The sequence below is a fragment of the Paenibacillus sp. sgz302148 genome (assembly GCF_056120465.1).
Map to the genome: position 1 here is coordinate 40473 of NZ_JBVYOJ010000024.1, position 24097 is coordinate 64569.

23 protein-coding genes and 1 pseudogene are annotated in these 24097 nt (G+C 45.8%); 19 read left to right on the forward strand and 5 right to left on the reverse strand.

The genetic code is table 11. From position 1 onward, the window contains the following. The first annotated feature begins 898 nt into the window (after positions 1–898). The 4 genes from AC0LWM_RS27625 to AC0LWM_RS27640 all read left to right on the forward strand — a co-directional run bounded on the left by AC0LWM_RS27625 (position 899) and on the right by AC0LWM_RS27640 (position 6377). Positions 899–1486 (forward strand): sigma-70 family RNA polymerase sigma factor, encoded by a 588-nt coding sequence (locus tag AC0LWM_RS27625; RefSeq protein ID WP_474678257.1) that lies wholly within the window; start codon positions 899–901, stop codon positions 1484–1486. Beyond that, the gene (locus tag AC0LWM_RS27630; protein ID WP_474678258.1) at positions 1443–3035 is read left to right on the forward strand and encodes a hypothetical protein; all 1593 of its coding nucleotides are present in this window, start codon (positions 1443–1445) and stop codon (positions 3033–3035) included. The genes AC0LWM_RS27625 and AC0LWM_RS27630 overlap by 44 nt, the downstream gene beginning before the upstream one ends. Before the next feature lie 550 nt (positions 3036–3585). Continuing rightward, a complete protein-coding gene (locus tag AC0LWM_RS27635; RefSeq protein ID WP_474678259.1) occupies positions 3586–4641 on the forward strand; it encodes a serine hydrolase domain-containing protein in 1056 nt (351 codons plus the stop codon). Positions 4642–5084: 443 nt separating this feature from the next. Further along, the gene (locus AC0LWM_RS27640; protein WP_474678260.1) at positions 5085–6377 is read left to right on the forward strand and encodes a VOC family protein; all 1293 of its coding nucleotides are present in this window, start codon (positions 5085–5087) and stop codon (positions 6375–6377) included. Positions 6378–6549: 172 nt separating this feature from the next. On the opposite strand, the gene AC0LWM_RS27645 is transcribed toward AC0LWM_RS27640, so the two are convergent. After that, positions 6550–7191 (reverse strand): NAD(P)H-dependent oxidoreductase, encoded by a 642-nt coding sequence (locus tag AC0LWM_RS27645; RefSeq protein ID WP_474678261.1) that lies wholly within the window; start codon positions 7189–7191, stop codon positions 6550–6552. Between the two features lie 197 nt (positions 7192–7388). Between AC0LWM_RS27645 and AC0LWM_RS27650 the strand changes: the two are divergent. The 4 genes and pseudogenes from AC0LWM_RS27650 to AC0LWM_RS27665 form a co-directional block, all read left to right on the forward strand. Then, a pseudogene (locus AC0LWM_RS27650) lies at positions 7389–7775 on the forward strand (sigma factor); the annotation flags it as partial. A gap of 259 nt (positions 7776–8034) precedes the next feature. After that, the gene (locus tag AC0LWM_RS27655; RefSeq protein WP_474678262.1) at positions 8035–8472 is read left to right on the forward strand and encodes a MarR family winged helix-turn-helix transcriptional regulator; all 438 of its coding nucleotides are present in this window, start codon (positions 8035–8037) and stop codon (positions 8470–8472) included. 79 nt (positions 8473–8551) lie between these two features. Then, a complete protein-coding gene (locus AC0LWM_RS27660; RefSeq protein WP_474678298.1) occupies positions 8552–9580 on the forward strand; it encodes an NADH:flavin oxidoreductase/NADH oxidase in 1029 nt (342 codons plus the stop codon). A 682-nt stretch (positions 9581–10262) separates the two neighbouring features. Further along, positions 10263–10661: a VOC family protein gene (locus AC0LWM_RS27665; RefSeq protein ID WP_474678263.1), complete on the forward strand. Its 399-nt coding sequence runs from the start codon at positions 10263–10265 to the stop codon at positions 10659–10661. A gap of 327 nt (positions 10662–10988) precedes the next feature. Here AC0LWM_RS27665 and AC0LWM_RS27670 read toward each other — a convergent pair whose 3' ends face one another. After that, complete coding sequence (locus AC0LWM_RS27670) at positions 10989–11198, reverse strand: hypothetical protein (protein ID WP_474678264.1); 210 nt, start codon at positions 11196–11198, stop codon at positions 10989–10991. 274 nt (positions 11199–11472) lie between these two features. Here AC0LWM_RS27670 and AC0LWM_RS27675 point away from each other — a divergent pair, with 274 nt between their 5' ends. The 5 genes from AC0LWM_RS27675 to AC0LWM_RS27695 all read left to right on the forward strand — a co-directional run bounded on the left by AC0LWM_RS27675 (position 11473) and on the right by AC0LWM_RS27695 (position 16680). Continuing rightward, entirely contained in the window at positions 11473–11637 is a 165-nt protein-coding gene (locus AC0LWM_RS27675) for a hypothetical protein (RefSeq protein WP_474678265.1), read from the forward strand. A gap of 125 nt (positions 11638–11762) precedes the next feature. Then, on the forward strand, positions 11763–14741 hold the full coding sequence (locus AC0LWM_RS27680) for an NPCBM/NEW2 domain-containing protein (RefSeq protein ID WP_474678266.1): 2979 nt from the start codon (positions 11763–11765) through the stop codon (positions 14739–14741). Positions 14742–15052: 311 nt separating this feature from the next. Continuing rightward, positions 15053–15202, forward strand: a complete 150-nt coding sequence (locus AC0LWM_RS27685; RefSeq protein ID WP_474678299.1) for a hypothetical protein — start codon at positions 15053–15055, stop codon at positions 15200–15202. A gap of 183 nt (positions 15203–15385) precedes the next feature. After that, positions 15386–15868: an RNA polymerase sigma factor gene (locus AC0LWM_RS27690; protein ID WP_474678267.1), complete on the forward strand. Its 483-nt coding sequence runs from the start codon at positions 15386–15388 to the stop codon at positions 15866–15868. Next, the gene (locus tag AC0LWM_RS27695) at positions 15865–16680 is read left to right on the forward strand and encodes a DUF5666 domain-containing protein (RefSeq protein ID WP_474678268.1); all 816 of its coding nucleotides are present in this window, start codon (positions 15865–15867) and stop codon (positions 16678–16680) included. The genes AC0LWM_RS27690 and AC0LWM_RS27695 overlap by 4 nt, the downstream gene beginning before the upstream one ends. Before the next feature lie 224 nt (positions 16681–16904). On the opposite strand, the gene AC0LWM_RS27700 is transcribed toward AC0LWM_RS27695, so the two are convergent. The 3 genes from AC0LWM_RS27700 to AC0LWM_RS27710 form a co-directional block, all read right to left on the reverse strand. After that, positions 16905–17276, reverse strand: a complete 372-nt coding sequence (locus tag AC0LWM_RS27700) for a DoxX family protein (RefSeq protein ID WP_474678269.1) — start codon at positions 17274–17276, stop codon at positions 16905–16907. Further along, complete coding sequence (locus AC0LWM_RS27705; RefSeq protein WP_474678300.1) at positions 17252–17536, reverse strand: dihydrofolate reductase family protein; 285 nt, start codon at positions 17534–17536, stop codon at positions 17252–17254. Before AC0LWM_RS27705 ends, AC0LWM_RS27700 begins: the two co-directional genes overlap by 25 nt. 222 nt (positions 17537–17758) lie before the next feature. Further along, positions 17759–18553 (reverse strand): alpha/beta fold hydrolase, encoded by a 795-nt coding sequence (locus tag AC0LWM_RS27710; protein WP_474678270.1) that lies wholly within the window; start codon positions 18551–18553, stop codon positions 17759–17761. A 334-nt stretch (positions 18554–18887) separates the two neighbouring features. On the opposite strand from AC0LWM_RS27710, the gene AC0LWM_RS27715 reads away from it, so the two are divergent. The 6 genes from AC0LWM_RS27715 (at position 18888) to AC0LWM_RS27740 (ending at position 23764) form a co-directional block, all read left to right on the forward strand. Then, entirely contained in the window at positions 18888–20603 is a 1716-nt protein-coding gene (locus AC0LWM_RS27715) for an RNA polymerase sigma factor (RefSeq protein ID WP_474678271.1), read from the forward strand. A 171-nt stretch (positions 20604–20774) separates the two neighbouring features. After that, on the forward strand, positions 20775–21479 hold the full coding sequence (locus AC0LWM_RS27720) for a DUF6199 family natural product biosynthesis protein (protein ID WP_474678272.1): 705 nt from the start codon (positions 20775–20777) through the stop codon (positions 21477–21479). Positions 21480–21738: 259 nt separating this feature from the next. Next, entirely contained in the window at positions 21739–22077 is a 339-nt protein-coding gene (locus AC0LWM_RS27725) for an antibiotic biosynthesis monooxygenase family protein (RefSeq protein ID WP_474678273.1), read from the forward strand. Positions 22078–22092: 15 nt separating this feature from the next. Then, complete coding sequence (locus AC0LWM_RS27730) at positions 22093–22476, forward strand: GNAT family N-acetyltransferase (protein WP_474678274.1); 384 nt, start codon at positions 22093–22095, stop codon at positions 22474–22476. 17 nt (positions 22477–22493) lie between these two features. Then, positions 22494–22640, forward strand: coding sequence for a hypothetical protein (locus AC0LWM_RS27735; protein WP_474678275.1), 147 nt, complete (start codon positions 22494–22496; stop codon positions 22638–22640). A gap of 251 nt (positions 22641–22891) precedes the next feature. Continuing rightward, entirely contained in the window at positions 22892–23764 is an 873-nt protein-coding gene (locus AC0LWM_RS27740) for a sugar phosphate isomerase/epimerase family protein (RefSeq protein WP_474678276.1), read from the forward strand. Positions 23765–24097 lie beyond the last annotated feature (333 nt).

Genomic DNA, 24097 nt, shown 5'->3' on the forward strand with positions numbered 1-24097 from the left:
TGAAAAGTANCGTAGACATAATCAGCCAATGTTTAGCCAAGATCGTGATGGGAGAAGAGGGCCCAGCCCGGAGCTATACAGCCGTTAGATATAGCGCCAAATTTACTTGAAAAGTATGCGGGAATATACAGTACTGCGGAAGGAAATATAGCTCCATCGCAAGCAGATCTCTTGACCGAGGCTTTAGATCAACTGACTATGTATTACCGCGCACATTGACGAACAACTTGAATTTCACACGGACCCCGATGGATATTTGCGATTCATACATTTTGATCCAGCTGGAAATCGAATCGATGCTGTAAAATTATCTGCTGAGATTAATTAATGGGATGACGAATCGAGTTAACGGACCGATAAAGACAGTAGTGCAGCTCGCCACGAAAAACCAGTGATAGTAAGGGGAACGACATGAACAGTGGTTTTAAGATGGAAACAGATATCAATCGCCGACTTACGCTTAAGCAAACGAAACATGCAGCGCTATATGCTTTACAAAACTATGATGTTAATTGGAATTCAATCCTGTACCATATGGTGTTCTAACGAGTTGGAGACGGAAGGTCTGATCGAAGAGCAGTCGTATGCTCAGTCCATATTAAGAGCATATATGAACGGAGAACCGTTCTTATTCCGGACATTTGATGAGTGACTAAGAAGCCACGGATCGAACTGAGACTGCGGAACTTTGCTACAGATACTGTCTACAGTGGGGTAGGGGCACCGCTTTCCGTTGAAGTGACTGGGAACGTTAGCTTAATAAAACAGCGGTAGTCTAGGACTTTATTTTCTTGTCCTTGGCTGCTGCTGATTTTTTAGTAAACCATTAGTGAGAAGAACTTGAAGAACCCCTCGTCTTATACATATCACATTAAAAAATGCAGGAAGGGGCGTGAGTATGACTACGCCAAGGCAAGACCAAGATCTGGTGGAGGAAGTCCTTCTCGGCCGTAAAGAGGCCTTCGCCATGCTGGTAGACAAATACAAAGACAACATCTACGGCATTCTCCGCGGCATGGGAGCCATTCATCAAGATGCCCAGGATCTCACGCAGGAAACATTTATCAAGGCATACCGTAAGCTTGCTTCCCACAACCGGGACAGATCCTTTGCTTCCTGGCTCTACGTAATTGCTGTACACACCTTCAAGGACCATGTAAAGAGGAAAAGCGTGCTTCTCTCTCACGAACAGCCGGAAGGACAGGAAAGAGAGACGCCAGAATCGCTTTACCTTCGCAAAGAAACCAATCATGAGCTCCGCTCGCTGCTGGAACTGATTCCTATGGATTATCGGTTGGTCCTTCTTCTGCGTTATGTCCAGGAACTGAGCTATGAAGAAATTGCGGATATTACCGAGATGTCTACGATGCGGGTTAAAAATTGTCTCCATAGAGCCAAGAAATCCATTTACAAAAAACTTGGAAACAAGGAGGGGTTTCCCCATGAAATGTTTAGACCGTGTCCAGATCGAAGAACTTATTATTGACTATGAATCGGATAAGAAGCATAAAGAACACTTGGAAGACTGCGCAGTCTGCCGGGAACTGTTTGATGTATGCCTTGAAGAGAGAGCCATATGGAGGACTATGCGGTTTAACGAGGCGCTACCCGATAATTTTACAGATCAGGTCATGTCTTCACTTGAGCATATAGACATAGAGCCCCCTTCGAACAACAAGGTAGTTCTTGTAAGGCGAAGGCGTAAAGGCCGCCATAGTATACATAATATTTTTTTCTTGCGCGCAGCGGTTCTACTTCTCTTGGTAATAGGTTCACTAGCGGTTTTTGTACAACCGTCCGTTGCAGATTTTATACGCTCCATGTTCTTTAAGTCTGGGTCCGTATGGCCAGATTCAGGAGTTCTGCAGGCGAAGGAATGGGGATTAGTCCAGCATCCAGGGATCCGCGTAGAAGACAAAGGCTATACATTGATTATTAGTGAAGCCGTTGCAGATTCCAACCGCGTAGTTATTCCAGTTCTCATTACCGATTCTAAAGGGCATAAGCAGGGGCTAAAATCCATGTTCGATCCGAACAATATCAAAGTATTGAATGAAAAAGGCCATGAAGTAGGAAAAATCGGGATGCTATCGTATGATTCGAGTGAGCATGAGAGATTTGATGTTATGCATTTCTTTATTACCGGAGATATTCCAAATGAGCAGATCATCGTTGAAGGAACTATTCCTCGTTTGGGAGACGGAGACCGAGTTCCTTTCGTCCAAGGTGATTGGAGTTTTCGGTTTCCTCTCAATATTAAAGCTTCTCAGAACCGAACGTTTGTCGGCCCGATGAACGAGCAGACAAACACATCGGTAGGACTTCAGATTACTGCCAAACAGATCGTCCGTACGCCAAGCTCCGTCCGTCTCGAGCTGGTTACTAAGTTAAATGATGCGGCGAGACTTCGTTACCCGGAGTCGATGGCCCAGCAGCAATCGCTCATGTTCCATCTAGAAGACTCTCAAGGAAGGGTGCTTTACCGAGGCAACGGCAGCAAAGAGATTCTTCCGTATCGAGGACCCCTGGCTGTGTTACAAAAGGTCGACAAAGATGCGGTTCACTATTACTATTATTTTGACCAACTGCCATACGGAAAGGATACGATACGGTTTGTATTTGACGGATTTTCCATTCCAGAGAAGAGCCAGGATCAGATTGTCCTTGATTCTGTCTCACTAAAGAAGGAGGCTGCCGTCTTTCACAGTCAAGGCGATCAAATTCATATACTAAGTATGGAAATAGGCCATAACCCCAATTACTCGAAGAAATTAGCTAAAATGTCTTTGCTGATCGGCATTAAGGCAACTTTAGCCAATATGTTTATGAATGATCAGTATGTATTAAAGGATCAGAATGGGAATGAATATCCGGGCCAATTTTATGGTTCCTTCGGTCCAGATTCAACGTACTCCCCCTCGTATTTGATCTTCGACGGTGTGGACACGTTGCCTGCCAAGGTGACATTAATTCGAACTGTTGTAGATAAATATTACAAAGAATCCGGCTGGTCCTTTCTATTTCCGAAGAACTAAGTATTCCGTCAAATTATAATAACCAGATGGAGTAGCTTGCCGCGGTGGTAGCTGCTCCACTTTTTTTTTTCAACGAACAGGGTTCTTCAGTAAAATGGGGAGGATAATTCTGTAAGACCGTGAACCAACCTAATACGCATGGAAACTAATACCTATAACTTGCGTATATCATTCAAATCCGGAAAAGAGTGAGGGATGACATATGAAATATCTTTTTTCAGTTTTAGTGTTAGTTGGTGCAGTAGTCCCAACGTATTACTACATTAAAATTCGAGGATGGAAGAAAAAGATGTAATCGAATTCACTAACGGAGACAAGAGCTTAATAAACTGCAACACAAAGTTGAGTGTATTCTCGACAGCCTCGCTTATCAAACGGGTAGATTGCGAAATAGAGTTCGGTGCTAAGCCGCAGCGCGGCATGTCTTTACGTCAGCAAAAGTTACTGTTTGGGTTTGATTTAGTTTAAATTAATTTATCCATTTTATGTGAACCTAGGAAATGGTATGGTTAAGTGTGGAATGCTGATGTCTGATAATTGGGAGGACAAAATGTACAAATATCAGAAAACTGAGAGTCCGTTGCACGCAATGTTAACCGATTTTGTTGAAAATGGACAGTTTCCGGCACTAGCCGTCGGAATAGTGAAAGACAATCATATTTTCTTTACTGGAGAATATGGAACAGCAAATTTATCGACGGGTGATCCTGTTGTTAGTAGCACTTTGTTTCACCAAGCCTCCGTCTCAAAAACATTCGTTGTTACAGCCATTATGCAATTGGTTGAGCGTGGAAAAGTAGATCTGGACTCACCGATCATAAAATATCTTTCTTACTTTAAGATGGAGGACGAGCGGTATCAATATATCACGATTAGGCAGCTCTTGAACCATACTTCTGGCATGCCAGATGAGGAAGATTATGCATGGGACCGACCCGAATACGACGAGCAAAGTCTTGAAAGATACGTAAAAAGTATCCATCGTCACAAGCTTCTAAGTGAGCCTGGTATTAAATTTGCATACAGCAATATAGGCTACGAGATTTTGGGAGACTTGATCGCAAAAGTTAGCGGAATGAGCTTCGAGCTGTATATGAAAAGCTATATTCTTGAGCCGATAGGAATGCAATCCAGTTCATTTTTGAAACTGGAGGTCGAACCTCATCTTGCCGCACCTCATGTACTAAGGACTTCCGATGGGACTGGCGGCTATATCAGTGATGTTTTTCCTTATAACAGGGCACACGCACCCAGTTCCACACTATATACCAATGTTAAAGATATGTGCCAATATCTGCTGAGCCATCTAAACCAAGGAATTGCAGGGAATGGCTATGAATTGTTGCAGTCCAGCAGCTATGATGAAATGTGGAAGCCTCATGCAAAAACCGGCTACGGGCAAGAAACTGGGCAGATTGGTCTGGGCTGGTTTCTGGGAGAATATAAGGGTTCACGTATCATCTCACATTCAGGGTGGGATACCGGCTTTCTGAGCAATCTGTTCCTGCTTCCCGATGAAAAAATTGCTATTTCTGTGATGACCAATTGTGACTTCGTCTCGCTGGGTAGTGTATCCTTTCCTATACTTGATCTAATGCTTAAATGAACCATGATATTAACTAACGGGAACGAGAGTGGAGCAGCTTGCCGCGGCAATTGCCCCACTCTTTGTTCATCTAACGAGCAGTTATGCGCAACTCACCAAGAATTAATTGCAGGATTTGTTATTTGAACCACGAATAATCAATATTACCACTGTGTGTGGAGGGTGAACCGAAATGGCAAAAATGCAATAATGGAGTACCCAAGCTCGATTCAAATCGCAGAATCCTCTTGGATAGTTGAATCAAGCGAGACAGTCATTCAAATGAAGGAACATTTGAAGAAGTTCATATTTGAAGAGGATAGTCTTTTTGTCGGTAATCTAAAACCGATGTATGCATGGTGGGGAAAGTTACTTCAAATGTCCGAGGAACTTCTTGCGATGTATAAGAAGAAGTAGTGCCATACACAGCTTGTATTCTTAATACTAAAAAAGAGGTGATGAGATTGAACATCGCACAAACAGTAAACTTGAATGAAATGAAAGCAGTTTCTTGCCAAGTGAAGATCGTCACTGAGGGTTTACAAATGACCGATCGCACCGATGGCGGATTTGTTGTTACTCCTGATATGTACAAAGTACCGTTCAAACTAACGGTGAGAGCAAAAACGAACTCTAACGAACTGAGATTTCGATTTGCCCGTGGAGGATTTATTTTAAGTTGGTCCAACAATCCGGACGAACTTCGATTGTCGGATCCGCAAAGCGGAGAAGACTACGGAATTCCTCAAATCGGCAGGATTCCAGCAGAGGAGTGGGTAGTTATTACCTGGGTAGTTGATAGGAAGCGTATGTCGATTTCTGTCAATGATGAAGAACGATACGCAGTCGAAGGGGACTATGGAGACTTAGCGGGTCACATCGGCATCGGTCCAGCATGGGGATCGGTCGTTACCCTCTCATCCGTTGAGGTATCTGGGGTTATCACGGATAAGGGGATTCCAATCGATGCCCCGCCTCGTTATCGTTGGGACGGTGGATTTATCTATATTCAATATGAAAATCACGAAGCCGCTGTAGATTGGTATTGCAATCATTTTGGATTAATTAAAAAATGGGATACCTACACAGGTAACCAGGATCCGGAATCGTTATCGGAAAAAATGACTTCTCTTGAGTTCCCGGGTGGTGGGCTTGTCCATTTAAAATCTTTTGTATCCAATGAACCACTTAAACACTTCTTTGCCGATTGGAATAGACCGCAAACAGAAGTTTATTTTCGATTTACAACATCGGATATACGTAATGCCTACAATTATTTTGTTGAAAACGGAATAGCTGTAAGCGAAATTTCACCAAGCGTTGACGGGCGCGAAAGCTTTTTCGTAGAAGCCATTGAGGGAACCCGCTACATGTTGATCGCAACTTCCGATATACAAAACGAGCCGCGGGAATGCAGAGTCATTGGGTACGATCGTTGGAGAGTAGGTGTTACGGATTTGCACTCTGCAATCGATTGGTACCGAACACACCTTGGATTGCAGACGGAAGAAATTGATCCGGGACAATGCTACGCTCTCTTGGAAGGCAGCCTGCTGCTAGAGCATACAACCACCCTAACTGATAATCAACCACGAAACGGCACGGCTAGCCCCTACTTTAATTGTAAGGACATAGTGGATGAACATCAGTATCTTCAAGAGCATAATATTCGTCACTCCGCTATTACAGGAAACGGTTGGCAGGCAATGCACCTGTATGATCCCGACGGTAATCGTTTAAATATTTGGGCGTGTTAATCTTCACAGTCGAAACCTATATTGCTCGTTCATTGCGGCTTCCCGATGCCAATAAAAGCGTAAAGACCGCCGGAGTGGCGGTCTTCGCACTTGCGTTAGCCGGTAACGCACGTTTAGCTATTCCGATTTGGTGAGGCTATCCCTAAGCATAGCAGGTTTTTTCGCGGAGCCGTCAGAAGCTCATGGCGATCTCGCGCGCCTGCCGGATCGCTTTTTCTTTTATCAGTAGCGCTTGGTCGGGAGCCGCGGCCATCCCTTCAACAAAGATGCCTTGAAAGCTGGGGACGCCAAAAAACTCCATAATGGCATCCAGGTGGCGATGCCCCATTTCAAGCTCTCCATCGGCCGAACCCGGAGACAATACGCTTCCGCTTGCTTGAATGTGAACCGCTTTTTTATCGCCCAGTAAGCCGACCCGTCCTTTATCCGGAACATATCGAAACGTTTTACCCGCTACGCAGATGGAATCAATGTAAGCTTTCATAATGGGCGGATACGAATAATTCCATACCGGATTCACAAACACATATTTATCTGCGGCAACAAACTGATCTACCAGTTCGCCGAGACGGCTTACCTTTGCCTTCTCTTCGTATGTCAAATCTTCAAAAGCAGTACCTGCCCCCAGTTTTCCCCAACCGCAAAATACATCTTCGTCAAGTTGCGGAATGTCCATTTTAAACAGATCGAGATGAACCACTTCATCATACGGATTTGCGGAGCGGTAAGCCTGTACGAATTCTATTCCTACTGCCAGGCTATAAGATCTTTCATGATCGTTCGGATTTGCTGTGATGTATAATAAAGTTGCCATAATGAAACACTCCTCCATTTTTCGTATCGAGTAGCCGATGATTGGCCCTTACTACAGTGACGGGTCGAACACACAGGAATGTGACTGGTCTGCCGGATTAATAAAAAACAAACGAACGCTCGGCGTTTTGTCACATCGGCCCGATTTCATTCGTCAGTATTTATAGAGGACATTTTATTTATGAAGGAATTTGAAGGATGGACGAACAGGTACGGTTGGCTGAGCAATTCGAAGCGCACCGGAATCACTTGCAAGCAGTAGCTTACCGCATGCTTGGATCATTGAGCGAGGCGGAGGATGCGGTACAAGAGTCTTGGCTGCGTCTAAGCCGATCGGATACGAGCAGTGTCGTGAATATTGGAGGATGGTTGACAAAGGTAGTCTCGAGGGTGTGCCTCGATATGTTGCGGTCACGAAAATCAAGACGCGAGGATTCGATGGAAGCGCACTTGCCCGAGACGCTCGTAAGCCACGAGGATAAAAGCGACCCCGAACTAGAAGCGTTGCTGGCGGAATCTGTCGGTCTCGCATTACTTGTCGTGCTCGACAATCTGAATCCTACAGAACGCATCACGTTCGTGCTGCTTTGGGGCACGTCAACACTGGTGTGCCTCTTTAAATGAAGAACGAACACTTAAGCAATAGCAAGGTCTTTCCGTTGGGTCAAAAAGGTGAACAATACTTTATCGGTGACGCATACCACCAGGTCAAACAGATTGGTTAGAACCCGTAACTGATGAAGAATATATTAAACTTTAGCCGCTTGAATCGTCATGGAACTTTTCCTAATCAAAATGTTATAATACGATACAAAAGAACAATGAACAATGCAGGTGATAGGGAATGGCTAATCAACATAACGATGATCTATTGGCAAGCTGGCTTCATTTAACACAATTGCACCACACCATCGCAGGCAGGCTGGAAGCCGCATTAACCGAGAACCATGCGCTGTCGCTAAAGGAGTTTTATATGCTGTACTTCTTATATGCGGCTCCCGAGAAAAAACTTAGACTTCAGGAGTTGGAGAGCATGGTTGGATTGAGCCAAAGCGCGTTGTCTAGACTTGTAAGCCGATTTGAAGCCAAAGGCTGCGGGGCGATGAGAAGATACAATTGTGAAGCCGACCGTAGAGGAGTGTATACTAGCCTGACGGAATACGGTCAGGATAAGGTGGAACGAGCGCTACAGACCGTTCAAGATTTGCTCCACAATGAGCTGCTGGAAGAGCGCGTGCACGATTTCCTGAAGTGTCTTAACGAGAAGTTCCGAGACGCTTGACAAGGGAGCTCTATCGGATTAAGATACATGCATGTGCATACATTAATTTTGAGATAGGACCGAGTGGAGGTTGTAAATGATGACTCATCTTTTTACCGATTTTCAGTTGAAAAATTTGGAGCTTAAAAACCGTGTCGTCATGCCCCCTATGTGCCAATATTCCGCAATGGCGAAGGACGGGGTCGCGACAGATTGGCACTATACCCACTATGTAAGCCGTGCGGTTGGCGGTGCCGGCCTGCTTATTGTAGAGATGACTAACGTTGAGCCGGATGGCAGAATTTCCGACTATTGTTTAGGCTTATGGGCTGACGAACAGATCGAACCGCTGCGCCGCATCGTGCAGTCTGCCCACACTCATGGCGCGAAAGTAGGCATTCAAATCGCTCATGCAGGCCGCAAAGCGGAGGATGCCGAAGTGCCTGTCGCGCCTTCTGCGATTCGTTTCAGCGAGCAATATAAAGTACCTCGTGCGTTGACTACGGATGAAGTGAAGCAGATGGTGGAGAAATTCCGGGCGTCCGCGCGCCGTGCTGTCCAAGCCGGTTTCGATACCATCGAGCTGCATGGCGCGCATGGCTACTTGATTCATCAATTCCATTCGCCGCTTACCAACCGACGGACGGACGAATATGGAAATGATTTAACCCGCTTCGGTCGGGAAGTCATTGCGGCAGTGAAGAGCGAGATGCCGGAAGGCATGCCGCTTATCATGCGTATTTCTGCCAAGGAATACGTCGAGGGCGGATATGGCATAGAGGAAGCCATTCAAATGGCCAAAGCATATCGTGATGCGGGAGTAGACATGTTCCATGTCAGTTCGGGCGGCGAAGGAGTTACCGCTACCGGCCCGATCGGACAGCATCCGAAGTACCAGGTACCGCTTGCTCAGCGTGTGAAAGAAGCGTTAACCGTTCCCGTCATCGCTGTTGGACGACTTGATGCGCCGTCAGATGCGAATGACGTTGTCGTCAATGAAGAAGCCGATCTAGTTGCGGTCGGCAGGGGCATGCTGCGCAATCCGTATTGGGCTTTAGAAGCTTCCATACAGCTTGGGCTGGAGAACGCGGTACCGAGGCAATATGTTGTAGGCTTCCCTCGTAAATAGTTTGAAACAAAATAACCACCTGTCTGACGCTCCCGATGGCGATAGCGTAATCGTCTTCTTACTGCGCGTCAAACGGGTGGTTTTTGCGAAAATCGCCGTCGCAGGTCGCGTGTCGATTAGAGCGCGAGCGTCGCGCTTTGTTCCGCTAACGTACAGCATTCCTGTTATGAAGAAATTCGAGGTTTGAGAAAAAGGACTGTAAACGCCGCTTCTTTCGGTGAAATGCAATCCATGTCTTACCTTCTTGAAAACAAGACCTATTTTATTATATAAATTCCATCTTTATCATGAAGGATTCAGATATAAAGCAGGACGCACACCATAAAATATCAGAAATGATGAGACATATACATATATTTCAAAATAGAGTAAATTAGAGGTTGGGGCAACGATTAATATAACGGGGCTTCATCAACACCCAGGCTTACTGTTAAATGAATTGATAGCAGGGAACATGAACTCTTGCTCCTTAGGCTGATGGCAGAAGGGGGACGCGGAGGATCAGCCAACTTGCCAATGTGAATCCGGCCGGAATAGTTTTATTTAACTTATTTATTACTTTTATTTTACAAGAAGTCAGGTTTGCATTCTTCAATGGCATCTATATCATGAAAGTAAATCGAAGGATTCACGTTCTTATTATGGTATTGTCTATCTAATTTGCGAAAGGTAGGTTAACAGGATGAATCGTGTAAAAGGATTGGATCTCGGAATCCCTATCGTGGATCTCGAAAAAGCCGTGAAATGGTATGAAACGTACTTGGGGTGTGAACTCATAGGTTCAATCACAGGTATCGCGGCTTTGCGGCTGACACCCCATCAAGTAATCACTCTCTTTTCACCAGAAGGGGAAAAGCCGGGCAGTTACTGGTATCCGGGAGAAGACTACAAGGAGAACCCTCATAATGTCATTACACTTGAAGTTGAGGATTTTGAAGGTTTTTTTAACATTTTGAACAACGCCGGTGTCCAAGTTGGAGAGATTATGGGAGAAAACTCCTCTTGCGGACGAACGTTTGAGTTTTATGATCTTGAAGGGAACCGATTTCATGCATGGGAAGGATATGTTACCAAAAACTGAAGTCGGATACACCCGAATGTAAACGGCAAATTCGTTAAGGTAACGGACAACGATAGTGTAATAATTATGATTGGAGCAGGAGCCGCGGCGACCTGCTCCAATTCGTTGTTTAAAAGGCAAGATAATGGAGCGCATTCATCCATAACAACTTACGATTGACCTGAATTGCTCTATCGTGACTTGAACGGCGAGAGGGACAGCATTATTTTTGTGGAAGCTTAAGAAAATTCTGGGCGCAGACTCCCGTAAAGTGGATTTAATATAAATGGACAATTTGTCATAATCTTTGTACAAAAACAAAAGTAATTTTTTCTGAAGAAGATTATACTAATACAAAAGAAAAAAATCATTAGCACGCTTTTCATTTTCACATGACGTTTCTACAATATGTAAATCTGCATTTGTATTACTCAAGATTTCCTGATAAGTTCTCGAAAAATTCCCTTTATTAAGTTTAAAACTTGTCGCAAGTTTTGCAGCTAATTCAAACAATTCCTCTTCATCAAGCATAGATGCCACTCTATATTTTATTCTCACTCCAGTCATCCTTTCTTAGTTCTCATTGGAGCAAAAAGGAGCCCGCCTGCAAAGCGTTCTTACAATATCGTAAATCAAAGTGCATTATCCTGAGTTTAAATATTTGCTATAAAACAGCCATTCTTCTTATCAGCGCAAGCTGGCGATATGTGTCATAGCATCGGATAATGGACCTTCGAGCTTCAGATCGCCAGTAGTATGCTTTCGAACTTCCGATATTGACGGACTCTATGAGCATGCACGCTCTAAAGGTAACGGAAGGGGGTGTTAACTTATGTCAAAGCCTTTTGGACTTGGCTTAATGGACGAACACATTCATAAGCCAAAAGCAACACATGATATGATTCCAAGTTACAACGCAGAACTACAATTAACAGTTGATGTTGAGGGACAACCGATTTATTTATTTGTAGTTGATGTAGATTTTCATCCTACATAGATAATCAACTCGCTCGCGGTATTCTCCCACGATCATCGAGGTTCATTGAACGTACTCTAAAATCTAGTTGAACCTTGTTCCTGCCCTGACGCAAGAATTAAATAAAAGAAAGGATGATATGTTCAATGAACAACCCTTGGTTTCAAAAGTCGTTGGTAACGCTTTCGTTTTTGTTTACGCTGGTCATTGGTTTGTTAGGGTTCAATTATTCGCAAGCCTATGCGCTTGACAATGGGCTTGCGGAAACGCCTCCGATGGGATGGAATGGTTGGAACGCCTTTCATTGTAACGTTAATGCCGATCTCGTGAAGAAAACGGCTAAAAAGATTGTTGATTCCGGGATGAAAGAAGCGGGCTATCAATACGTCAACATGGATGATTGTTGGATGCTTGATCATCGCGATGAAAACGGCAATTTGATTCCCGATCCGGAAAAGTTTCCAAACGGGATAAAGGAAGTCGCCGATTATGTTCATTCTCTCGGTCTGAAAGTTGGCATTTATGCAAGCGCAGGTACCACGACTTGTGCATGGTACCCGGGGAGTCTCAATTATGAAAAGCAAGATGCCCAAAGTTTTGCCGAGTGGGGAATCGACTATTTAAAGTATGATAATTGTGGCGACCCTCAGGGTCGACCGATACAGGAACGCTATGAGAAGATGCGCGATGCGCTTGCGGATACAGGACGGGACATTGTTTTCAGTATGAGCGTTGGAGGAAGCGATAATCCGTGGGAATGGGGCAAGCATGTGGGCCATCAGTGGCGGACAAACGGTGATATTAGTGATTCGTATCTAAGAATGTTAGTCGTTTTCCTTAAGAATGTTGAACTGTATCCGTATGCCGGTCCGGGCTATTGGAATGATGCCGATATGTTGGAAATCGGTAACGGGGGCATGAGTCTAACAGAATATCGTGCCGAATTTGGTCTTTGGTCCATCATGGCTTCGCCATTGCTCGCGGGTACCGATTTACTGAATGCCCCCCAAGAAATTTTAGATATTTACGCCAATCGTGAAGTGATTGCGGTGAATCAGGATCCAATCGGAATACAGGGACGCCCCATCAAGCAGCAAAACGACGGTAATTTAGTATTGTTGAAACCGATGGCCAATGGGGACAAAGCCGTGTTGTTCTTCAACTCAAACGATCATGCATCAAATATAGAGATAAGTCTTAGTCAATTGGGAATACCAGCCTCTGTCGACAAGAAAACCTATACGGTTCGGGATCTCTGGGCACATGAAACGACAACGACCACAGATAAAATCAGTGCTTCCGTTCCGTCTCACGGGATTATGATGTATCGCATCAGTCCGGGAACGGGAAATGAGGTTTCAACTGACGGATTTAAGCGTATTATCGACAATGATGGCAAAGAAATTTGGGTAAAATCGTTGTCTGACGGAAGCAAAATGATTACATTGGTCAACCGGACTGCTGCAGCGACAACAATCAGTGCTGAACCGGAAAAATTAGGTTTCAAACATGCTTCGGTTTATTTGGCTGAAGAATATTGGACTGGCCAAAAAATGAGTTATGCCAGCAAAATCGTCTCCGATGTTGAACCATTTCAGGCGGTCACCTATCGTGTTGCACCGGGAACACCGAACGAGGTGCCTGCCGCTGTTAGTATATCGTTTGACGGTCCTTCTTTAATTGCCCCAGGTGAAACCAAAACGATCGTAACAACGATGACCAATAATGGAAGAGTGGCTGTCCATAACCTGGATCTCAATCTAAATGTACCGGAAGGATGGACAGTAATCCCCGGCTCGGACACCAAATTTAAAACCATTCCACCGGAAGGGAAAAACAATTCCGTTAAGGTGAGTTGGAAGGTGACGGCGCCTCAAGACGCTGGGGCTGGCTGGACTCAACTTGCAGCGGACGCCATGTTCGGTTCTGGTGGGGGAATTCAGGGGCATGTACTCTCAGGATTTTCCGTGCAAGTCCCGTCGGCCCCTCCGACGGAAGATGCATTTCTCAGCGACATGCAATTTTTCGGCAACGTTTCAAACGGCTGGGGTCCGGCTGAAAGGGATACAAGTGTCGGCGGGAACGTTCAAGGAGATGGCAATATGATCACTCTGAACGGTAAAGGGTATGAAAAAGGATTGGGTGTCCATGCTTACTCTAAAGTTTCATTTTATATCGGTAAAAACTTTTCAAGGTTTATCTCTGATATTGGACTAGACGGTGAAACTCAGGGGGCCTCTGTCGTCTTTAGAGTGTGGGGAGACGGGAATAAGCTCTATGATAGCGGTGTAATAAAAGATAACGCGGATGTCCAGCATTTCAATGTTGATGTTTCCGATGTCGATGTTCTTATGTTGGAAGTAATGGACGCTGGCGTCGGCAATAGTGCGACTCATGCTGATTGGGCTGGAGCTAAGCTGTTGAAAGAGGTGTTAGTAGATGACATCAAGATCAACGGGGAATCCTTCTCAAGTTTTGATCAGGTAACAAAAGATTACTACATGACATTTTTGGAAGGCACGATATCGGATGTACCCACGGTGGAAGTCATTCCGGCCAATAACGATGTCAAGGTAGATATTTCACCGGCTGAACAACTTCCGGGTACTACCGTGATTACCGTCACCTCGGCAGATGGATCCGTGACGAAAACGTATAAGTTTCATTTTAACATCACTCCTCAATTGTATTTAAGCGACCTTCCGTGGATTTATGCGACGACTGGCTGGGGAACGATTCATCGAGATGCCAGTGTCGAAGGGAACCCGATTAAATTATATAGTGATTCGGGCGTTGTCACTTATGATAAAGGAATTGGAACGCATGCTCATTCAGAAATTATTTACGACATTGCCGGGAAAGGGTATGATCGTTTTCAATGCTACGTAGGCCTTGACCAGGAAAAAAACATGAACGATGTCGGATCCGTAGGCTTTCAAGTATGGGCCGATGGTGAAAAATTGTTTGACAGCGGGACGATGAGAAGAAACACTCCGGCCAAGTTTATTGATGTTGATGTTAGTGGAAGGAAACAATTAAAGTTAGTCGTTACCGATGCCGGCGATGGAATTGCCAATGATCACGCCGATTGGGCGGACGCCCAATTTATTGCTAACAACAAGTGACTATACTTGATTCAAATCGTTGAGTTCGCGTGGCATGTGAAAGAAAAGAAAGCGAAATAACCAAAGTGTCCGCAACATTCGATTGCAAAGAGAACAAGAAAGACAGTTCAGTTCCCTAGATTTGGCAGGGAAACCTGGTAAGCGAGCGTATATTATCCCCTAGAAAAAGTCGGCCAGAATGGTCGACTTTTTTTAGGGGATTGAAACTTTTCAAACGATTGATTGTAACTGTCAGGTGACAAGAACATGATCTCATTCCCGACAGAACGCCTTTATCGGAATAGGATGGGATATACTTTGATTTGAAATCATTGAACGTCCCTCAACCTGAAATTTGTGGAAACGAGATAGATGATAATTGTGATGGTGTCGTTGATGTTTTTTGCCCATTACGTCCTGAATGCTGGTTGAGCAGGAGGGTTAGCACCCGGACTTGGCCAGAGCGATCGGAATCGGAATAGCGTGAACCCGCGGGCATCCCGTCTCTTTAAGAGGCGGGATTTTTTTACTGCTGGAAGGCTGCATTCCTTTACGGGTCTCGACTCGTCTAGAGTCAAGCAGAGTTTATTTTCTAAAAAAATATTCGAACCCAATGAAAAATAATCGAGCGCCCGATTGTATTGAAAGTGAAAGGAGGTGCTGAGGTGTACAATTCATTTGAGCTCAATGAATCTGTGCGACGGGCCTTGGATCGTTACTCGCAAAGCTTGATCAAGATCGCCTTCGCTTACTTGAAGAACACGGCGGACGCGGAAGAAGTAGCGCAGGATGTCTTCCTCGCTTATTTGCAGAAGCACCCCGTATTCGAAAACGGCGAACACGAAAAAGCATGGCTAATTCGAACGACCATAAATAAAAGCAAAAATATGCTGAAGGCCGGGTGGTTCCGAAGCCGCAACCCGGTTCCCGAAGACCTGAGCTACCTCCCCAAGGAAGAAAGCGACGTTCTGCAGGCCGTGCTAGCCTTGGACAAGAAATATCGGATTCCGATCCATCTGCATTATTACGAAGGCTATTCCATCCAGGAGATCGCGACGATCCTTGAGGCCAAACCCGCCACGGTTGGGACATGGCTTGCGAGAGGGCGCACGCACCTTAAGGAGAAGATTGGAGGCATGGGAGGATGAAGAAGTCTGTTTATAAGTCCGCGATGTCCCATTTGAAGACCAGCGAGGATTTCCAAGAAGCAACCTATAAGAAATTGATGAATCATAAGGAGCGGATGAACATGGAATTGGCGAAGAAGAGAAAAGTAATGGGGTGGACGGCCGGCATCGCGGCGTGCGCGGTGCTTGGTGCGGGCATTCTCGCGTTGAATCATAACTCTCCGGCGACGAAGCCTTCGTCCCAGCCTCCGGCTACCGCAACGGCGAAGCCACCGATCATGGGCAAGGCGGCGGTCAATATCAGCGGCGTCATCTCCGAGGTGAGCGCGGACGGCAAGAGCTTCAAGGTAGGCGATCTATGGGTAGACGTCACGGATCAAACAAAGCTGGGCAGCGGCGAGCCGACGGCGGCGAAGCCTTCCGAAGAGCTCCTGCAGAAGAACTTCCAAGCCGGCGACATCGTGTCCGGCTACACCTCCCAGGACGTCAGCACCGGCAAGGTGACGGCCGACGTGATCTACAACCTTATCGCGCCGGAGAAAGACAGCGAATCGAAACCCGCGATTAAAGGCAAGGCTGCCGTCAACATCGACGGCGTCATCTCCGAAGTGAGCGCAGACGGCAAGAGCTTCAAGGTCGGCGATCTGTGGGTCACAGTGACGCCGGAGACGAAGATGGGCATCGACGGACCGACGGCCGCCGCGCCCTCGGAGGAGCTGCTGCAGAAGGAGTTCAAGGTCGGCAATATCGTATCCGGCTTCACGACCGATGACGTCAGCAAGGGCAAGGTCAACGCGACGAACATCTACAACAACATGGTACCGCAGCAATAAGCTAATCAGGGCGCTCTCTCCTTTGAGGGAGGGGTCACCTCACAAAACGGAATAATCGTACGCTAAGCGATAAATATAACATCGAAAAACCGGACTCCTCTTTCCATAAAGGAGTCCGGTTTTCTGGTAGAACGCATTGGGGTAGAGCCGACATACGTTTAAGTCGGCTCTACCCGTAAAGCGGAGTGGGATTCTCGTTTGTACGAAGGACTAGAGCAGACGCTTTAATCGAGAGCCCGATGCTTATCTGACCGCATTGGAGCAGGTCCCCTGACTACTGCGATCCATACGAGTAGAAAAAACATAATAACTGGAACGATCGCATCTTCAGCTGCCCCTTTCACAAGCGATGATATCATTGCACCGATCATAATCAACGCCAATAATATCGCGCCGTAACGCGAAGAAGACCGAATAAGCATCGTAATCGATCCGGAAATTTCCAAGACCCCAATTACGATACGAAACCATACAGGATAACCGAGCTTGTTGAAGACTTCTACCATCACCTGCACACCCATAAGTTTAAGGACCGCCGCCTGAATAAAGATCAGCGCTATCACAGCAAGCCCTATCCAGCCAACATATTTCCGCAATTTGTAATTCTACACCTCACTCCGTAGACAAGCTCTATGACCCTAGAACTAAACGTTTTGGTTTCCACAAGTTTAAGATCGATTCTTTCCTTGATATTATTAAAGGGGGGTTTTCCTCCCCCAACAACAATAGGATTGACATTAATCCGATATTCATCGATCAAGCCGAGCTGCATATACGTTTGCGCAAGGCTGGGACTGGCGATCATCACAATGTTTTTGCCGGCCTGTTGTTTCATTTTTGCTATTTCTTCCGCAATATGTTCCTACACCAGTCTAGAATTGTTCCAGTCCACCTTTTCCAGAGTCTTGGAGAATACAATTTTCTCTGTTTTCTCGATCCAGACAGCATGTTCGGTATGGTACTTCGATTTTGACCAGACGGGATGCGCGGGTACAGTCTGCCAGAAGCTTTCCATCATTTGATAAGTCACACGTCCAAATAAAACGTTGTCTACGGTGTAGCTATAATCTCCTTTAATTTACTTGGAGAAAAAATCAGTCAAAACGGGAGCGAGGAAATCCGGAGCCACGTTATGATCCTGACCTTCCAGGCTGTGGAGCTTTGCATTGGAGAGTCTGTCCACGAGCGCTTTCACCGCATTTTGCTGGTACTCAGGACTTGTCCCTCCACCCACCACGAGCGTAGGGATCGAGACGGAGGACCACCGCTCGGCTGGCAAAGGGTTGCCCGACATGGTGTCACCCATGATGGTGCCATCATAGACCAACGTGTGCGCTACATTTTCCATTGCCGGCCAGAATGGCGCGCTTCGCATCGGAGCAACGAAATCGGCAGGAACGCCTACTGCCTTCGTCAAGAAATACTCGACTGCATCACCTCTGCGGCCTGACGTTGTTAGCTCTTTGAGCTGCTTTAAGTAATCCTTCGGCAGCGGAGGACGCGTATTGTCAACGACGAACGGTGGCTCGTACAATGCCAGTTTCGCGATAGCAAGCTTGCGAGCCGCTTCGAGGGCAAGGACTCCACCGGAAGACATGCCGAATACGAATGCCGATCCGCCAGCCTCGTTGATGAGAGCTTCGATATCTTCGACTTCGCGCTCAACCGCGTACGGCGCCGTGTCGCCGCTATCCCCTCGACCCCGACGATCGTAGTTGAACACGGTAAAGTGGGGTGACAGAAGCGAAGCAAGCTGCGGCATCATCGGGTCCGAACGAGTTTGAAATGCAGCGCACACCAGGATGATCGCCGGTCCGTTCCCGGATTTATCAAATGCGATTGCGGTTCCGTCTTTCGAAATTACTTTTTTCATTGTATTTTCCTCCCATGATTTGGCGCCATTTTAGCAAGTTCTCCAACTTTCCATTCTCGTAGCATGATCATCCCCTTTTTTGGTTGCTAGCTTTTTACCGGTACCCTCACTATACAACCTTACGTCACGTAAGGATCAAGCCATCCTTCCAAAAAATTCTGTCGATAATAATTAACGGAACAAATAACCAATACGTTCATTACGCTAACTGGGAACAAGAGTGGAGCAGCTGGAAACTTTTCTGATAAACTAGATTTAATAATTTGGATTCCGTTGTCAGAAAATCAATCAGCGCTGCGTCAGTATACAATGTCGACTTTACACGAGGTGTTTTATGAATCCCATCACATCCGAAAATGAACAAAAAGAGTTGGAACAGCCGGAAACGTTGGAACAACTGGAGGACGGCGTGCTTGTGGCACGTGCACAATTGGGGAATCGGGAAGCTTTCGGTGAACTGGTTCGCCGCCATCGCCGAAGTATGTATGGCTACGCACAATCATTCACCCAAGAGCCGTTCGCAGCGGAAGACATTGTGCAGGAGGCACTCATTCGTGCATTTTTACATCTTGGTTCGCTTATTGACATTGAACGCTTTTTGCCGTGGTTGCATCGGATCGTCCGTAACCAGGCGTATAGCCGTCTAAGGAGCAGGGGCACGAAAGAAGTGCCGTTCACCGGCCTGTGCCGCTCGCATCCGGATGGGAGGTACCCTAACGGCAACTGGTCGAACATTGATGCCGTGCTGCGCTTCTTATCTCGCTCATTTGGCGACGAAAACTATAAGCAGGTCAATCCGGAAGAGCGGCTCGTGCGCATGCAACTGAATGAGATGATCCGCAGTGCAATGAACGGCTTGAACAAGCGCGAACGACAAATATTCGAGGCTCATTTTTTCGGTCAATTGTCGCCGCAAGAGATTGCCAAGCTGTTCAGCATGTCCCAGACCAACGTATATCAAGTCATTTCCCGCTCGCGGAAAAAAGTGATGCAGGAGCGACACCGTATTGTCATCGACCACTATATGAACGATCGGGAGGATGCAGGCACAATGAAAACGAACATATTACCAACTTCGGACTGGTTTTACGCAAAAGGAGAGGCGGGGTCTTGGACTTCAGTGGGATGGGCAATGTATCGCATGCTCGGGTATACGGAGCAACGACCGACGCTGCCGATGGTAATGGGACTGACAGGACACGCGTTCCGGATTTCGGTTATTCGCGACGGCGTAAATATCGGGGGAGCGACGGCCTACTCGTTCTCAAAACTACTATCCAACGGACTGCGGAATCTCGGTTGGTCGTGCGACTATGTAGAAAGTATGCGTCAGACACAATCGTCGCTGCAGTCGTCCATCCCGAGAGCGCTTGCCCTTGCTCAACGCTCAGTAGACAAAGGGATTCCTGCGCTCGTCTGGGATTCCTTTATCCCTGAATTCGGGGTCGTCTATGGTTACAATGACGAGTCACGTTTGTTGCATGTGATGGAGTGTGTCCAAGATGACAAACTGCCGTACGACCGTTTGGGCCGGAGCACACTGGATGAACTATTCGTCTTGACGATTAGAGAGCGGGAACAAAAGGAATTGCGGACGATGCTGCGTGATGCTCTGGTCATGATTTTGGCGCATTATGAGGGCGAAAAGTTAGCGGACGATCGAGGTGTCTGCGGTTTGCACGCATACGAAACGTGGGTGGAAGCTTTTCGCGAAGGCCATATCGATCCGTTTGGTAACGCGTATAACTTTGCGGTCGTGCAGGATGCTCGCAGATTGGCTGCCGATTTTCTCCGGGAACTTGCTTCCGATTGGACCGACGGTAATGCGACTGATGCACGTATAAGAGAGCTGAGCAGTGAGGCGGCACAGTTGTACGAACTTATCGCAACCCGGCTTGGCAAGCTAACCTCGCGATTCCCATTTCCGTCCGGCGGTGACCCGAATTCAATTGAAAGCCGAGATGATGCAATTTCGGTGCTACAGCAGGTGGCTGAGACGGAGCGCCAAGCCGTGGGGCTGCTCAATCAGATGCACGTGTTGCTGCAGTAAGCTTTCCAACTGTTTTGGAGCTGGACTAGTGGGTACAATAATGGAGGAGCTTGCGCTGGGCAGCTCCTCTTTTTGGTTTGTTTAAGTATCGCATGGATGAACTCTGAAACAAATAGGGTGAAAAATCGTATAATTAAACATTAGGAATAAATTTGATAAGAGGCGTGAAAAATGAAGCTCTCAAACGGGAACGTTACCTTAAAACTGATTGCGTTAATTGTAGTAGTTACTGTTACATCAATATGGGCTTACGACTATTTTAATACGAAGGTGTTTTATCTAGAAGACAAAAAGTATGCGGAAAAAATTACAGAATCTACCCAGACTACGATTTATACATCCTGGTCCGGCGAGCCTATTCGGATCACTCACTATTCGGGCTATAAGCAATTACAGATTAACGGTGAAGCCTACCAATTCAAAGAACTGGAATCAACGGAGTATAAGAAAAAGTACCTGGTTACATATCCTAGCGGGAATACTTATACAGTAGAAGATCTCAACGACTCCGGCTTTCTTATGGCTTACGATAAAAATGGCGAACTTGTCCTTGGCATTGTTGCGTATTCGAACAATGGAAGGATACTTTCCCCCAGCGAAGAGTATTATCACCCGAGCACCCTAGTAACTGCAGCGTATGACCAATATCATAAGCAACAAGGAAATATATTTATATTTATCTTGTCACTTTTGTCCTCTTTTTTTAGTTGGTGCTTGTTCCGAAAAGAATCTTTTCAGAGATTTCTATTTAACTTATCGTACGGACTATGGGTTGTTGATCCCGAACCTTCCGATTTTTATTTTTTGGTAACCAAGGTAGGTGCTATCGCGGGCATAATTTTGTCCGGAGTGTTACTATTGTTATCCTTAAAATAGCGCATTGTACGATAGACGAGTGTCATCTGCTTCTTAATCCTATTTTCTTGGGAGGAGGTAAGCGAGCAGAGCATTTTGAGCTTGTCCTATGGCCTAGCCTTTCGAGCTAACGGGGATGTTAGTGAAATGATTATGACTGGAGCAGTCGCCGCGGCGACCTGCTCCAGTCATTGAAGTAACGGACAGGAGAGCATAACTAGCTATACATCTAGTACTATCATGTAGTAATGTTTATATAACAAAAAACGGAGGTAAAGTGATGAGTGAGATTGCTAAAACGCCAAAACCACCTTATTATGCAGTGATTTTTACATCTGAGCGAACTGTCGGGGATAACGGATATGCTGAAATGGCAGATGAAATGGTGAAACTAGCATCGGTCCAAGCTGGATTCCTCGGCGTAGAAAGTGCTAGGGAAGATGTGGGTATTACTGTGTCTTATTGGGAGTCTCTAGTAGCTATCCAAAAATGGAAAGAAAACGAACGACATTTAGTCGCTCAAAGACAAGGTATATCTGATTGGTATCTCACTTATAAAACAAGAATTTGCAAGGTCGAACGGGATTATGAATTTGAAAAAACTAAACAAGTCGAGTAGGTAGTTCACAATAGAATGTACCACGAGTGGTTATTAAGCACGATAGCTCAGGAAGAAATCGCCGAGCTTACTCAATTGGCGGCAGAAATTTGGCGCGAATATTATGTATTCATCATTACGATCGAGCAGATTGATTATATGATCGAAAAATTCCAATCGGTTTCAGCAATTACGGAGCAGATTCAAGATGAGGGAAAGCTCTTCCTGAGCAAGTTTTATATCAGAAAGGAGTGCCGGGGACGCGGCTTTGCCAGCCAAGCGATGTCATTCCTGGAGCAACTGTGGAAAGACCGAGACCTAAGCCATATTTGGCTGACGGTCAATCGTCATAACGAATCCAGTATTGCGATAAATAAGAAAAAAGGCTTTCGATTATCATCGATTTTTTTAGCAATATAAAAAAGGAGAAAAAGAACTTGGAGAGCAGATTAACTCCTAAACAACAAAAACTAGTGCTAGAGCATAAAATTATTGATGAGTATCACAAATTGGTAACTGAAGAAGCTCTGGAACCCTTGTATCGTTCTTTTTTGGAATGGAACTCGGCTGACGATAAAACTTAATAAAGCTATTCGGTACAGGTTAATGCCATTAATCATTGACACGACACCAAATGGTGACCTATGATAAAAGTGTCATTTGTATAGACACATTGGCTGATATCGCTAAAGAAAGCAAGGCACGAAAAAGTGTCATCTTGAAACCAAATATCGTATTTATTGTTGCGGATGAACATCGGTTAAGTCGAACTTCCGGGCGATAATTGGTAAACGGTGTGTCAGGACGAAATAAAATTTTGAATGAGGTGCGAAAAATGAAAATTGGTTTGAGTTCGTACAGCTTGTTAAATGCAATAAAATCGGGGGAAATGTCCATTCTCGATGCCATTCAGTGGATAGCCGATAACGGCGGAGAACATATGGAAATCGTCCCTTACGGTTTTACGCTTGTAGATAACCTCGAGTTGGCGGATGAGGTTCGGGAGAAAGCAAAAGCGGTCGGCATCGAGTTGTCCAACTATTCGATGCCCGCCAATTTTGTACAGCCGTCAGAGGAGGAATTCGATCAAGAGGTCGCCCGTCTGAAGCAGCATGTCGATCTCATTCACCGGCTCGGCATTCTCCATATGCGTCATGACGTCACTGCATTTACGCTGCCGCCTGAACATATGAGTATTGCCTGGTTCGAGGACAGCTTGCCGCTGATCGTCAAGGGTAGCCGTTTGATCGCCGATTACGCGGCACAGTTCGGCATTACCACGACAATCGAAAACCACGGTTTCAGCGTACAATCAAGCGATCGAGTGCAGCGGGTTCTGAAAGCCGTTGATCGCCCCAATTTTAAAACGACGCTTGACGTCGGAAATTTCATGTGTGTGGACGAAAACCCGATTATCGGAGTTATGAAAAATTTGCAATACGCTTCTTTGATTCATTTTAAAGATTTTTATTTCCGCCCTTATGATCAGAATCCGGGAGGTGGCGAGTGGTTCAAAACTTCAAACGGCAATTACCTGAGGGGTTCCATTGTAGGTCACGGGGATATTGAAATTCGTAAAATCGTCAAGCTTATCAAGGATTCTGGATATGACGGTTATATTACATTGGAGTTTGAGGGCATGGAGGATTGCAAGACCGGATCCAAGATCGGCATGGATAATTTACGTCGCTTCTGGCATGAGGCGTAGTTTCCATTGGAGAAAACAAAACAAGTTATGACCAGAAAAGCTTCGGCATTATCGTGCTGAGGCTTTCTTGCTTAAATCAATAACGAACGGTTACAAGCAAAATTAAACGGCCTCAGTCCGATGGAATTTAGGACCAAGGCCGTTTTATTGATTTTTATTATTTTTACTGTCTACTTGAAGGGGTACTGTTCAAATCGTTTGGCAGCCTTGCTCAACTAATGGGAGACGTTAATTCAATGTGAACCGGGTTGTAAACAAGTCTGCCAACAACCATTCAACAACTTGCAAACAACCCATATCCGCCCACAACCAGTCCATCCACCCTCACCCTTT

What these genes read in the sequence shown, in the direction of transcription:
- AC0LWM_RS27625 (WP_474678257.1), top strand. Translation starts at nt 899, where the DNA reads ATGACTACGCCAAGGCAAGACCAAGATCTGGTGGAGGAAGTCCTTCTC.
- AC0LWM_RS27630 (WP_474678258.1), top strand. Translation starts at nt 1,443, where the DNA reads ATGAAATGTTTAGACCGTGTCCAGATCGAAGAACTTATTATTGACTAT.
- AC0LWM_RS27635 (WP_474678259.1), top strand. Translation starts at nt 3,586, where the DNA reads ATGTACAAATATCAGAAAACTGAGAGTCCGTTGCACGCAATGTTAACC.
- AC0LWM_RS27645 (WP_474678261.1), bottom strand. Translation starts at nt 7,191, where the DNA reads ATGGCAACTTTATTATACATCACAGCAAATCCGAACGATCATGAAAGA.
- AC0LWM_RS27655 (WP_474678262.1), top strand. Translation starts at nt 8,035, where the DNA reads ATGGCTAATCAACATAACGATGATCTATTGGCAAGCTGGCTTCATTTA.
- AC0LWM_RS27660 (WP_474678298.1), top strand. Translation starts at nt 8,552, where the DNA reads ATGACTCATCTTTTTACCGATTTTCAGTTGAAAAATTTGGAGCTTAAA.
- AC0LWM_RS27665 (WP_474678263.1), top strand. Translation starts at nt 10,263, where the DNA reads ATGAATCGTGTAAAAGGATTGGATCTCGGAATCCCTATCGTGGATCTC.
- AC0LWM_RS27675 (WP_474678265.1), top strand. Translation starts at nt 11,473, where the DNA reads ATGTCAAAGCCTTTTGGACTTGGCTTAATGGACGAACACATTCATAAG.
- AC0LWM_RS27680 (WP_474678266.1), top strand. Translation starts at nt 11,763, where the DNA reads ATGAACAACCCTTGGTTTCAAAAGTCGTTGGTAACGCTTTCGTTTTTG.
- AC0LWM_RS27695 (WP_474678268.1), top strand. Translation starts at nt 15,865, where the DNA reads ATGAAGAAGTCTGTTTATAAGTCCGCGATGTCCCATTTGAAGACCAGC.
- AC0LWM_RS27710 (WP_474678270.1), bottom strand. Translation starts at nt 18,553, where the DNA reads ATGAAAAAAGTAATTTCGAAAGACGGAACCGCAATCGCATTTGATAAA.
- AC0LWM_RS27715 (WP_474678271.1), top strand. Translation starts at nt 18,888, where the DNA reads ATGAATCCCATCACATCCGAAAATGAACAAAAAGAGTTGGAACAGCCG.
- AC0LWM_RS27720 (WP_474678272.1), top strand. Translation starts at nt 20,775, where the DNA reads ATGAAGCTCTCAAACGGGAACGTTACCTTAAAACTGATTGCGTTAATT.
- AC0LWM_RS27725 (WP_474678273.1), top strand. Translation starts at nt 21,739, where the DNA reads ATGAGTGAGATTGCTAAAACGCCAAAACCACCTTATTATGCAGTGATT.
- AC0LWM_RS27730 (WP_474678274.1), top strand. Translation starts at nt 22,093, where the DNA reads ATGTACCACGAGTGGTTATTAAGCACGATAGCTCAGGAAGAAATCGCC.
- AC0LWM_RS27740 (WP_474678276.1), top strand. Translation starts at nt 22,892, where the DNA reads ATGAAAATTGGTTTGAGTTCGTACAGCTTGTTAAATGCAATAAAATCG.